Consider the following 2,207-nt stretch of genomic DNA (forward strand, 5'->3'; position numbering starts at 1 on the left):
CCTTTAGCTGTACCATCGATTTTAGTCAGGATCACGCCGCTTAATTGGGCAGCTTCCGAGAAAACCTCGGCCTGTCGCAGCCCGTTTTGTCCTAAAGTGGCATCGAGAACTAGAAGGGATTCCACCACGGCACTCTCGGCTTTTTTGTCGATAATGCGGCGAATTTTGCTTAATTCTGCCATTAAGTTCTTTTTATTCTGCAATCTTCCCGCCGTATCCACTAAGAGTAATTCTACCTCCCTGGATTTAGCGGCTTCGATGCCATCGTACACCACGGCGGCCGGGTCGGTATTTTTGCCCGGGTTGGCAATTACTTCGACTTGCGATCGCTCTCCCCAAACTTTCACCTGTTCCACGGCAGCAGCGCGAAAGGTGTCGGCAGCGGCGATTATACAGCTATAGCCAGATTGTTTAGATAAATGGGCTAATTTGCCGATAGTCGTCGTTTTACCGACTCCGTTAACTCCTGTGAGCATCCAGATATTTAATTTGCCTTTTTCTGGCTCAAAACCGGGGTTGCTATAATTGGCTAAAGGTGAATCTAAAATCTCGCGGATAATTTCTTTGAGATATTCGATCGCTTTTTCGGGAGGCAAAGCTTCCTGTTTTAGCTTATTTTGGAGGGTAGTGATAATATAATCGGTGGCATCTACCCCCACATCGGCCTGAAGCAATAAAGCTTCGATTTCCTCCACCGCATCTTGATTGAGGGGACCCTGACCGACCACGGCCTTAAGCTGATTGACCAAGCTGCGGCGCGTTTTGCCTAAACCCTGACGCAATTTTTTTAACCAAGTGATTTCTTCTTCCGAAACGTCCTCTGCTTGTCGTCCCTGATTGGCTAAAACTTTGGCGGACCAGATAAAGTCCTCATCTGGTTCTGTGGGGGTTTCGATGGCGGTTTCTTTGAGAATTTCGAGGCGATCAGATTTTTTCAGCCATGCGGGGGTATTATCCTCGGTTTCTTCTTCTTTAACCGGTTCTTCCTCTTGCAGAGGTTCGGTTTCAGCAATAGATGTTTCAGAGGGTTCGCTCACGACGGCCTCGGCCGTGGCTTTTTTCTCTTGAATATTTTTAAAGGCTTTTTTAGCCCAATCTAAATACTCTTCCTGACTGGTTGTCTCGCTAGTCGTCGGGGTTGCCTCGCTGGGGGTTTCCTCTACGGGTGCGGGGGGTGTTTGTTCTTGTTCGGGTTGGACTTTCTGACGACGGAACCAGTTAAACATAGGAGAAACTAAACATAAAACTATTTATCTAGTTTATTTTAACCTTTGGGGTGAGCAATTTTGATAGTTAGATTTTTAATTGTGGATTTCTCAGCATTTTTTGCCAGAGATTAAGCAAAAAATATGATCCGAGCCACTCAATTGATAACCTTGCTCAAGGATAACTTTGTCTCTTTTTAGAGAAATGCTGTATCCTAGAAAATAGAAGAGGAAGGAGAGTCAAAAATGTTAAGGACTACCGAAACTAAATATTATACTCCCGAAGAATATCTAGCTCTGGAGGAAACATCCGAAGATAAAAATGAATATCGTCAAGGAGAAATTATCCCAATGGTAGGAGCCACCACTAATCACAATCAGATTTGTCTAAATTTTTGCCGTAATTTTCCCTTAAATATCAATAATCAAGATTATTATACCTACATGGAAACGGTGCGTTTATGGCTGTCAGATTATAGTATTTACACCTATCCCGATGTGATGGTGATTAAAGGTCAACCTCTCTATCAAGGGAATAGTCAATCTAACGTGATCAATCCTTTAATTATTGTCGAAGTTCTCTCTAATTCTACCCAAGCTTATGACCGAGGGGATAAGTTTAAATTCTATCGTTCTCTGCCAACTTTTCAGGAATATATTCTGATCGAACAATCTAGTTATAGTGTGGAACGTTACTATAAACAAAAGGATGATCAATGGTTAATTGATTTCGTCACGGGGGAAAATGCGGTTTTACAATTGGTGTCGGTGGATTGGCAGATTTCTTTTCAAGATTTATATCAAAGAGTAAATTTCGACCTAGCAGAAACCTAAAATAGACCTCTTGCAAAAATCAAAAATCTTCCTTTAGGTGAGGAGTCAGGAGCCAGTAGTCAGTAGTCAGGAGAATTAAGAATGAGCATTAATCAATTAAATGCTCTATTTGGTTATTTTATGCAATTTTATGCTTATTTTTCTCATTTTTGCCCTCTCAAAAATTAA

2 protein-coding genes are annotated in these 2,207 nt (G+C 41.9%); one reads left to right on the forward strand and one right to left on the reverse strand.

Translation table 11 applies throughout. The features are described from left to right. A partial coding sequence (gene ftsY / locus PX481_RS19570; protein ID WP_288095559.1) for a signal recognition particle-docking protein FtsY occupies positions 1-1,226 on the reverse strand: 1,226 nt, incomplete at its 3' end. A 225-nt stretch (positions 1,227-1,451) separates the two neighbouring features. On the opposite strand from ftsY, the gene PX481_RS19575 reads away from it, so the two are divergent. After that, the gene (locus tag PX481_RS19575; protein WP_002761583.1) at positions 1,452-2,039 is read left to right on the forward strand and encodes a Uma2 family endonuclease; all 588 of its coding nucleotides are present in this window, start codon (positions 1,452-1,454) and stop codon (positions 2,037-2,039) included. Positions 2,040-2,207 lie beyond the last annotated feature (168 nt).

It is taken from the genome of Microcystis sp. M53603_WE2 (assembly GCF_030065435.1).

Bases quoted from the DNA above. Each gene is read 5' to 3' on its own strand.
- PX481_RS19575 (WP_002761583.1), top strand. From the start codon at position 1,452: ATGTTAAGGACTACCGAAACTAAATATTATACTCCCGAAGAATATCTA.